The sequence below is a fragment of the Bradyrhizobium campsiandrae genome, from assembly GCF_014529705.1.
Taxonomy (GTDB): domain Bacteria; phylum Pseudomonadota; class Alphaproteobacteria; order Rhizobiales; family Xanthobacteraceae; genus Bradyrhizobium; species Bradyrhizobium campsiandrae.
Genome location: NZ_JAANIH010000092.1, coordinates 19,210 through 27,678 on the forward strand (window position 1 = coordinate 19,210; position 8,469 = coordinate 27,678).

The window sequence follows — 8,469 nt, forward strand, 5'->3', positions numbered from 1 at the left end:
AGCGCATCGTCATCGATGATCGCTCGCGGTTGCCTGGCCGGTTCTTCGGACGCTTCGCGACCTCGGCAACGTCAGAGCTTAGTCCCGCAGCTTAAAGGCTGCGCTGAAGACGAAATGGTTGCCCCGCGCGTGACCGCGCATATCCGTTACCAACATTCCCGGAGCTCAAGCTCATGTCCAAGCCGACCACCCTGTACGACAAGATCTGGAACGACCATCTGGTGCACGAAGCCGAGGACGGCACCTGCCTGCTCTATATCGACCGTCACCTGGTGCACGAAGTGACCTCGCCGCAGGCGTTCGAAGGCCTGCGCGTGACCGGGCGCAAGGTCCACGCGCCCGAGAAGACGCTCGCCGTCGTCGACCACAACGTGCCGACCACCGACCGCACCAAGCCGAATCCGGATCCGGAAAGCATCGAGCAGATCAAGGCGCTGGCCGAGAACGCCAAGGAATTCGGCATCGAATATTACAACGAGTTCGACAAGCGCCAGGGCATCGTCCACGTCATCGGCCCCGAGCAGGGCTTTACGCTGCCCGGCACCACCATCGTCTGCGGTGACAGCCACACCTCGACGCATGGTGCGTTCGGCGCGCTTGCGCATGGCATCGGCACCTCAGAGGTCGAGCATGTCCTGGCGACGCAGACGCTGATCCAGAAGAAGGCGAAGAACATGCGCGTCACCGTCGATGGCAAATTGCCTGACGGCGTCACCGGCAAGGACATCATTCTCGCCATCATCGGCGAGATCGGCACCGCGGGCGGCACCGGCTACGTGCTGGAATATGCCGGCGACGCGATCCGTTCGCTTTCGATGGAAGGCCGCATGACGGTCTGCAACATGTCGATCGAAGGCGGCGCACGTGCCGGCCTCGTCGCGCCCGACCAGAAGGCCTACGACTTCCTGCGCGACCGTCCGAAGGCGCCGAAGGGCGCGGCCTGGGACGCAGCGATGCGCTATTGGGAAGGCTTGCGCTCCGACGAAGGCGCGCATTTCGACCACGAACTGCGCCTCGATGCGGCAAAGCTGCCGCCGATCGTGACCTGGGGCACCAGCCCTGAGGACGTGATCTCGGTGACCGGCATCGTGCCCGATCCTGACAAGATCGCGGACGAGGCCAAGCGCCTCTCCAAGCATCGCGCCTTGAAGTACATGGGCCTGACGGCGGGCACGAAGATCACCGACATCAAGCTCGACCGCGTCTTCATCGGCTCTTGCACCAATGGCCGCATCGAGGACCTGCGCGCCGCCGCCAAGATCGCGGAAGGCAAGCAGGTTGCAGGCACCGTCAACGCCATGGTCGTGCCGGGCTCCGGCATCGTGAAGGAGCAGGCGGAGGCCGAAGGTCTCGACAAGATCTTCATCAAGGCCGGCTTCGAATGGCGCGAGCCCGGTTGCTCGATGTGCCTCGCCATGAACCCGGACAAGTTGGCTCCGGAGGAACGCTGCGCCTCGACCTCAAACCGCAATTTCGAGGGCCGCCAGGGTTTCAAGGGCCGCACGCATCTGGTGTCGCCGGCGATGGCGGCGGCAGCGGCGATCGCGGGTCACTTCGTCGACGTCAGGGACTGGCGCTGAGCCACTGCCTGCAATTGTAGCGATCGCGGCAAACCGCCGTTAATCGCCAGCACCGACACTGCGTCCTCGCGAGGACGCAGTGTCATGGCCAACAAACCTGAATATGTCGATCTGATCGGCGAGGCCACGCGCCAGCACCGGCGGCGCACGACGCCCTTGCGCATCGTCGCCAAGCCCGAGATCGAGGAGACCTCGAAGCTCAGCCGCTGGCCGCCGGCGATGTTCAAGCAGTGGAAGCTCGAGAACCTCACGCGCTGGACATCGGCCTCGTGGAAGCTGAAGGACTGGCTTTAGGCCACCGGATGAACAAAGGGCGCCGCTGGGGCGCCCTTTTCATTTCGACCGCCCTTACCAATAGCGGTACGGATAGTGCCAGCGATGCCAATGGTGCCAGCGGCAGATGCGGCGCGGGCCGTAATAGGTCCAGATGACCCGGCAGCGGCGCGGATAGTGATAGTACGGATAGTAGCCGCCGTAATAATAGCGCCGGTGGAAGTGGCGATAACCGTAATAGGGACGATAATAGCCGCCGCCCCAGTGACGGTGATAGCCGCCATAATGGATGCCGCCGTAGCGATAGCCACCGCCGTGGAAGGCCGGCGCGGCGTGGAAGCCACCGAAATGACCTCCGCCCATGTGGGCACCACCGAAGTGACCTCCGCCACCGAAGTGACCTCCGCCGCCAAAATGTCCGCCGCCGCCATGTCCACCACCGCCACCAAAGCGGACCTGCGTGATCATGGCATCGCCTGCAGCCTTCGCTGCCGGCAACGCCGTCGGATTGATCGGCGTCATCGCGTCAGCGCGGCGCGCGGTGCCAGGCGCCAGCATCAGCGTCGCAACGGCTGCAAGCCCGAGCAAGCGCAGCGACCTTGTCCCGGGACCGAACATCCTCAGCATGGAATCTCTCCCTGAATATGGACAGCGTGCTTGCGGCGCAGCGTCGCGCGCCAGCGCTGTTCAATTGCAGTCGCTCCCGAGGATCAAACTAGAAACCGCGACGTGAACGCGCCATGAATGAACGAAATTGCCGCGTCACCAGAACGGCCCGTAGCCGATGACGAACGGCGCGGGCACGCCGTAGGGATAGGGGCGGTAATAGACAGGCCGCGCGTAATAGTGCGGATCAGGACGCGGCACGTAATGCGCGACATCGTATCGCGTGTGCCGCCGCCCATCGAACACCGCGCGCCCGGCGGAGGCATCCGGCAGCTTGGTCGCGCGCTGCGCCGCCGAAGCATGCGGCAGCGTTGCGACAAGCCCGATGGTAACGGCCAATGCGATCCATCGCGTCATGACGACCTCCGTTCCGCGGATCAGCCGCGGCGCCAATAGCAGCTCATATGCGGCGTGATCACGGTGCCGCTGGGCCGGTGCTCCTGCACATAAGCGACGTTGCATTCGCGGACCGCATCCGGGCCCGGATTGTAGCGCGGATAGACGCCGTCGGGCGCATAGTAGGGCGTGACGCGCAGACGTCTCTGCCGCGTCCGTGGCGGCGGAACATCATCGTCAGGCGAGACCGCCTGGGCCATGTGGACAACGTTGCCAGACGTCTGCGCCTGGGCATTCACGCCGAGCTGCGAAAACAACCCCATGCACAGTAGCGTCAGCGCTGTTTTTGCTCGCATTTTATTGCCCACCCGGACCATTCTCGCCTTGGGCACCACGCTCCCCGTTTTGGCGGCGCCCGTCAACCTCGCGTCCTTATAAAGCCGGATGCATCGCTGCGAAACCCGCGCTAAGACAAGCCCATGTGGACGGACCTGAAAGCGCCCTCGCTGGCCGAGATGGAAGTGACGGCGCACGACATTTTTGAGCGGCTGCCGGCGGAGTTTCGCGGGCTCTGCGAGGGCCTGATCATCCGCGTCGACGACTTCCCCACCGAGGAGGCCCTCGACGAGATGGAATGCGAGAGCGAGTTCGACCTGCTCGGCCTGTTCCAGGGCGTCGGCCTGCCCCAGCAGAGTCTTGGCGACGTGGCGCGACTGCCCAACATGGTCTGGCTCTACCGCCGGCCGATCCTGGATTACTGGGCCGAGCACGACGAAAGCCTCGGCCATATCGTCCGCCACGTCCTGATTCACGAGATCGGCCACCATTTCGGCCTCTCGGACGACGATATGGCAGCGATCGAGGCTCAGGCAGAGTAGGACGTGGATTGATCGAGGCTCGGCGACGGGAGAAGCATCGTCAACCGATAGTCGGGCCAGCCCGCGAGCGACAGCGACACCTGCTGATAGTGCAGCAGCCCCATGGTCGGGTGATTGAAGGCGCGGTCGCCGCCTTCGCGAGCCAAGACCCCCTGCGTCTCCCAGCAGCGCTCGAAGTCTGGACTTCCAAGTCTCAGCTCCTCCACCAGCCGGCGAATATCGGGGTCGTCGGAATAGGCCGTCACCGCGGCACGGAACTCGGCGACAACGCGCTGCGCGCGTGAGGTCCAGTCGAGGATGAGGGTTCGCGCCTCGGGCCTGAGGAAGATGTAGCGCAGCAGATTTTTTTCGCCGTCATCATCGAGCCAGCCTGCAAACAGAAGGGACGCTTTCGCATTCCATCGGCGCGCGCTCCAGGTGCGATCGAGGATGTAGGCGGGGCCATCGATTGCATCGACGCAGGCGAGGATCGCCTCGGGCGGATCGTCTCTGTGGCCCGGCCGCTCGGGATCGCGTTTGCCCGCGACTTCGAACAGATAACCACGCTCGGCAGGCGACAGGCGCAATCCGCGGGCGATGCGCGCAAGTGCCGGAGCAGAGACGGACACATCGCGCCCCTGCTCGATGAAGGTGTACCAGGTGACGCTCAGTCCGCAGAGCTGGGCGACCTCCTCGCGCCGCAGGCCGGGCGTGCGCCGCCGTGGTCCCGCCGCGAGGCCGAATTCTGCGGGAGACTGACGCTCCCGGAGCGCCCGCAGGAACGCGCTGAGCGATAGAGCCGGGCCGATCGGGTCTGGTCGTTTCATGGTGGTTTTTATACCAGTATAAATGATATTCTTAAACGGGTATACTAAGCATGCTAGTCTCCTTTTCTCGCGGCCGCGCTTTGGAAAAGGACGGGCAGGCATGGGCAAGCAATTCGCAGGGATCGAACCCGAGCACAGGGCTTTCATCGAGCGGCAGAAGATCTTCTTCGTCGCGAGCGCTCCGCCGAAGGGACGCATCAACGTGTCGCCCAAGGGCCTGTCGTCGCTCCGGCTGCTCGGACCAAACGACGTCGCCTATCTCGATTGCACCGGCAGCGGCAGCGAGACCCGCGCGCACCTGATGGCATCGAGCGACAAGCGGCTGACCCTGATGTTTTGTGCCTTCGATGGTCCGCCGATGATTCTGCGGCTCTATGGGCAGGGCCGATCGATCATGCGCGGAACGCCTGAGTACGGCGAGCTCATTCCCAGGTTCGAGGACATGGCCGGCGCACGCCAGATCGTCCGCCTCTCGGTCGAGCTGGTGCAGACCTCGTGCGGTATGGGCGTGCCCCTGTTCGACTACAAAGAGGAGCGCGGCAGCCTCGTGCGCTACTGGACAAAGCAGGGCCTCAACAATTTGCGAAAATACTGGGGTCTGAAGAACATGAAGAGCATCGACGGCCTGCCGACCGGCTTTGCCCCCGACAGCATGGCTCCGCCAGGCTGAGGACGAACCTCGATTCGGCCCCTGGGCCTTGCGCAATCCGGCCTAGGATTCGTTGATCAACCGGGCTAAACAGCCCTCCCCTGACTGCAAAACCGGGAAGCCTGAGATGGACAAGTTCACCACGCTGGAAGGCGTCGCGGCGCCGCTGAAGATCATCAATGTCGACACCGACATGATCATTCCGAAGCAGTACCTCAAGACCATCAAGCGCACCGGCCTTGGCAAGGGGCTGTTCTCCGAGCAGCGCTACAAGGACGACGGCAGCGAGAACCCGGATTTCGTCCTCAACCAATCCGCCTATCGCAATGCGAAGGTGCTGGTCGCCGGCGACAATTTCGGCTGCGGCTCGAGCCGCGAGCACGCGCCCTGGGCGCTGCTCGATTTCGGCATCCGCTGCGTGATCTCGACCTCGTTCGGCGACATCTTCTACAACAATTGCTTCAAGAACGGCATTCTGCCGATCCGCGTCTCCCAGGAAGACCTCGACAAGCTGTTCGACGACGCCGAGCGCGGCGCCAACGCGACGCTGACGATCGACCTGCCGAACCAGGAGATCCGCGGTCCCGACGGCGGCAAGGTCAAGTTCGAGATCGACCCGTTCCGCAAGCACTGCCTGATCAACGGCCTCGACGACATCGGTCTCACCATGGAGAAGAAGTCCTCGATCGACAGCTATGAAGAGAAGCTCAAGCGCGAACGCGCCTGGGCGTAACGCGGACCTTTCGTTTCGGCCCCGGTGCTGTCGGCACCGGGGCTTTTTCTTTGCCTTCGATATCCCGTATAGCTTCCGCCCATGTTGCCCGAGATCGTCACCTTCTGGCATGGCCCGATGGACGCGCTGCGCCAGACCTGTCTGCGCTCGCAACTCGCGGCCGGGCACAAGGTCACCGTCTACAGCTTCGACACCATTCCCGGACTTCCCGCCGGCGTCAGCAATGCCGATGCGGAAGCAATCCTGCCGCATGCCTTCTCCGAACGGTTGCGGCCGCCGCAGCCGGACGGAAGCTGGCGCGACTGGACCACGCTGCAGTTCAGCGACTTCTTCCGCATGAAGCTGATGGCGAAGAATCTCGGCCTCTGGCTCGACGCCGACGTGTTGCTGCTCAAACCCGTCGAGATCGATCCGGCAAAACCCTACTTCGCCTGGGAGCGGCCGCGCCAGCTCGGCAATTCCGTGATCTATCTGCCGCCAGGGCACGGCATCGTCCGCGCCTTCGAAGAGTTGATGGAGCAGGAGGAGCTGACGCCGAACTGGCTGTCGCTGCGCCACCGCATCACGTTTGCGATGCGCCGCCTGCGCGGCGGCTCGAACCGTCTCTCCGATATCAGGGTCGCGATCTACGGGCCGGCCGCGCTCACCGCGCTCGCGCGCCGCACCGGCGAATTGCACAACGCGCTGCCCAAGCAGTCGTTCTACGCGGTGCACGCCGAACCAAGGCTGTTCTTCGATCCCTCGAGCTATCTCGGCCTCGTCGCCAACCCCGACATCATCGGCCTGCACATCTCACCAAAAGGCCGCGGCGGGGAAAAGCCGATTGCGGGCAGCCTGTATGCGTGGGCGGCGGAGCGGTTTAGCTAAGCGCCAATCGTCCGCTGTGGTCCCGGCAAAGGCCGGGACCCATACCGCGGAATCTATCGATCGTGGATCGTAGGCGTACCGGGCTCCGAGTCATCGCCAAACGCCTCCCTGCGGTTATGGCGCTCCCGGCCTTCGCCGGGACGACAGCTGGGGTTGTTGCGAGACCGCCGCATGCCTTTGGGACACGAGAGCGGTGTCCTCGCCGCATTCCCAATTTGATCCAGCGCAACACGCCCCAGCATCATTGTGCTTATCTCGCTCCAATTCCGACGTCCGAATGGAGCTTCGCCATGAGCACCGCCAGCAGGCCTTATCCCATCGTCCAGGATCTCATCGAGTCCTTTGCGAACTGGGTGAAGCATCGTCGCGAGATGAACGAGATGCGGCAGCTCGATCGCGCCGATTTCGACCGGATCGCGAATGATCTCAGGATCGCGCCCGATGATCTGGAGGAGCTGGTCCGCCACGGCAAGCATTCCGCCGACGAACTGCCGAAGATGCTCGAACAGCTCGGCATCAGCGCAGAAAGCCTCGGCCGCGCGCAGCCGCTGCTGCTGCGCGACATGGAGCGGGTCTGCGCGCTCTGCGGTCACAAGGGACGGTGCGACCACGACCTCGCCGAGGGCACCGCCGCGGAGAACTATCACGGCTATTGCGGCAACGCCTCGACGCTGGATTCGCTCGAACGCGCGGACATCGCGCCGCGCTGAGCGGCACCTCGCCGCGGTCAGGCGCGGCCGGCAATCGCGGCGGCTTCTGTCGCCGCGCGTTGCATGCTGGTCGACATCTCGCTCGTCACCGTGCTCTGCTCTTCGATCGCCGCAGCGGTCGATGTCACGTACTCGCTGACATTGTTGATCGCCTGCTTGATCGCGTTCAAAGCGCCGACGACGTCACCGGAGATTTGGTTGAGGCTGCCGATCTCCTGAGCGATCTTGTCGGTGGCCTGCTTGGCCTGATTGGCAAGGCCCTTCACCTCGGATGCGACCACCGCGAAGCCCCGGCCGGCCTCGCCGGCGCGGGCGGATTCGATGGTGGCGTTCAGGGCGAGCAGGTTGATTTGCCCGGTGATGTTGTTGATCATCTCGACGATGCCGCTCATCGCCTGCGCAGCGTCCGTGAGGCGCTGAGCCTGCGCGTCGGCCGAGGCGACCTGCTCGACCGCCCCGATCGCGGTCTCGCGTGACTTGGTCATGGCTTCCGCGATCTCCCGCACCGAGGCGTTGAGCTCCTCCGAACCGGCGGCGACCGATTCCATCATGCCGCGGACGCGCTCGTTGCCCATGCGGACCAGGACCTGCCTGGTGGTGTCGGTGGCATATTTCACGACCTTGAACGGTTTGCCGTTGAGATCGAGGATCGGATTGTAGGAGGCCTGGATGTAAACCTCCTTTCCACCCTTGCCGATCCGCTTGTATTCGGCCGCCTGGTACTCTCCGCGATTGAGCGCCGCCCAGAACTCGCGATAAGAGCCGCTGTCGCGCTCGCTGGGCTCGACGAACATGCTGTGATGGCGGCCTTTGATCTCGTCCAGGGAATAGCCGAGCGTGGCGAGGAAATTGGCGTTGGCGGTGATGATGGTGCCGTCCATGTTGAACTCGATCACGGCCTGGGCCTTGTCGATCGCCGCGATCTGACCGGCGAGATCGGCGGTCTTCAGCTTCTCCGCGGTGACGTCGGT

12 protein-coding genes are annotated in these 8,469 nt (G+C 63.9%); 7 read left to right on the plus strand and 5 right to left on the minus strand.

What is annotated here, in order from left to right; all coding sequences use genetic code 11:
• Positions 1-173: 173 nt before the first annotated feature.
• Both leuC and G8O24_RS39040 read left to right on the plus strand, forming a co-directional pair.
• A complete protein-coding gene (leuC, locus tag G8O24_RS39035; RefSeq protein ID WP_188107830.1) occupies positions 174-1,580 on the plus strand; it encodes a 3-isopropylmalate dehydratase large subunit in 1,407 nt (468 codons plus the stop codon).
• Positions 1,581-1,664: 84 nt separating this feature from the next.
• Positions 1,665-1,874 (plus strand): hypothetical protein, encoded by a 210-nt coding sequence (locus tag G8O24_RS39040; protein ID WP_188107831.1) that lies wholly within the window; start codon positions 1,665-1,667, stop codon positions 1,872-1,874.
• 54 nt (positions 1,875-1,928) lie between these two features.
• Here G8O24_RS39040 and G8O24_RS39045 read toward each other — a convergent pair whose 3' ends face one another.
• From G8O24_RS39045 to G8O24_RS39055, 3 genes are all read right to left on the minus strand, one after another.
• On the minus strand, positions 1,929-2,480 hold the full coding sequence (locus G8O24_RS39045; RefSeq protein ID WP_188107832.1) for a hypothetical protein: 552 nt from the start codon (positions 2,478-2,480) through the stop codon (positions 1,929-1,931).
• A 135-nt stretch (positions 2,481-2,615) separates the two neighbouring features.
• Positions 2,616-2,876: a hypothetical protein gene (locus G8O24_RS39050; protein WP_188107833.1), complete on the minus strand. Its 261-nt coding sequence runs from the start codon at positions 2,874-2,876 to the stop codon at positions 2,616-2,618.
• 20 nt (positions 2,877-2,896) lie between these two features.
• Positions 2,897-3,178, minus strand: coding sequence for a hypothetical protein (locus G8O24_RS39055; protein ID WP_188107841.1), 282 nt, complete (start codon positions 3,176-3,178; stop codon positions 2,897-2,899).
• Positions 3,179-3,334: 156 nt separating this feature from the next.
• Here G8O24_RS39055 and G8O24_RS39060 point away from each other — a divergent pair, with 156 nt between their 5' ends.
• Positions 3,335-3,733, plus strand: a complete 399-nt coding sequence (locus G8O24_RS39060; RefSeq protein ID WP_188107834.1) for a metallopeptidase family protein — start codon at positions 3,335-3,337, stop codon at positions 3,731-3,733.
• Here the strand turns inward: G8O24_RS39060 and G8O24_RS39065 are convergent.
• A complete protein-coding gene (locus G8O24_RS39065) occupies positions 3,721-4,539 on the minus strand; it encodes a helix-turn-helix transcriptional regulator (RefSeq protein WP_188107835.1) in 819 nt (272 codons plus the stop codon). The genes G8O24_RS39060 and G8O24_RS39065 overlap by 13 nt on opposite strands.
• A gap of 100 nt (positions 4,540-4,639) precedes the next feature.
• Here G8O24_RS39065 and G8O24_RS39070 point away from each other — a divergent pair, with 100 nt between their 5' ends.
• The 4 genes from G8O24_RS39070 (at position 4,640) to G8O24_RS39085 (ending at position 7,498) form a co-directional block, all read left to right on the plus strand.
• Positions 4,640-5,209, plus strand: coding sequence for a pyridoxamine 5'-phosphate oxidase family protein (locus tag G8O24_RS39070; RefSeq protein WP_188107836.1), 570 nt, complete (start codon positions 4,640-4,642; stop codon positions 5,207-5,209).
• Between the two features lie 106 nt (positions 5,210-5,315).
• Positions 5,316-5,921, plus strand: a complete 606-nt coding sequence (gene leuD, locus G8O24_RS39075) for a 3-isopropylmalate dehydratase small subunit (RefSeq protein WP_188107837.1) — start codon at positions 5,316-5,318, stop codon at positions 5,919-5,921.
• Positions 5,922-6,002: 81 nt separating this feature from the next.
• On the plus strand, positions 6,003-6,788 hold the full coding sequence (locus G8O24_RS39080; protein WP_188107838.1) for a glycosyltransferase family 32 protein: 786 nt from the start codon (positions 6,003-6,005) through the stop codon (positions 6,786-6,788).
• Between the two features lie 290 nt (positions 6,789-7,078).
• Positions 7,079-7,498, plus strand: a complete 420-nt coding sequence (locus G8O24_RS39085) for a hypothetical protein (RefSeq protein ID WP_188107839.1) — start codon at positions 7,079-7,081, stop codon at positions 7,496-7,498.
• Between the two features lie 17 nt (positions 7,499-7,515).
• On the opposite strand, the gene G8O24_RS39090 is transcribed toward G8O24_RS39085, so the two are convergent.
• Positions 7,516-8,469, minus strand: a 954-nt coding sequence (locus tag G8O24_RS39090; protein WP_188107840.1) for a methyl-accepting chemotaxis protein, incomplete at its 5' end; no start/stop codon positions are given.